The sequence below is a fragment of the Mesorhizobium sp. M0663 genome (assembly GCF_040320585.1).
Taxonomy (GTDB): domain Bacteria; phylum Pseudomonadota; class Alphaproteobacteria; order Rhizobiales; family Rhizobiaceae; genus Mesorhizobium.
The window spans coordinates 1-515 of the sequence record NZ_JAMYPX010000124.1 but is presented as its reverse complement, the minus strand read 5'-3'; the positions used below and the strand labels follow the sequence as shown (position 1 = coordinate 515).

Annotated in this window: 1 protein-coding gene; it reads right to left on the bottom strand. The window is 68.9% G+C overall.

What is annotated here, in order from left to right:
* Positions 1-515: IS66 family transposase zinc-finger binding domain-containing protein (locus tag NKI54_RS36430; RefSeq protein ID WP_352694693.1), on the bottom strand; the 515-nt coding region annotated here is incomplete at both ends.

The following is a 515-nucleotide window of genomic DNA, read 5'->3' as shown; positions in this document are numbered from 1 at the left end:
TCGGCTATGGGCTTGAGATGGAAGCAGGCCCGGCCTGCCCAGTTGCCCAGTGTCGCCCGATCCAGCTGGATGCCCTGGCGGGCGTAGATCTCGGCCTGCCGGTAGAACGGCAAATGATCACCGAACTTGGCGACGATGACCTGGGCGATCAGCGCCTCGGTCGGCAGGCCACCAGGCACGATATGCTCGGGCGCATGCGCCTGCACGACGGCGCCCGAGCAGCGCCGGCAAGCGTATTTCGGGCGGCGCGTGACCAGCACGCGCAGTTGCGCCGGGATTGCGTCGAGCCGCTCGCTGACATCCTCGCCGATCCTGGCCATCTCGCCGCAGCCGCACGGACACAGCGTGCTCCTGGGCTCGATGATCCGCTCCACCCGCGGCAGATGGGCAGGCAAGTGGCCACGATTGCGCTGGCGCGAACCGGACGAGCCGTCCGAACGCCCCCGGATGACCCGCTGCGCCTTTTCCTGCGCGGCATCGAGCACGCCCTGCGCGATCTCCACGTCTTCGAGCGG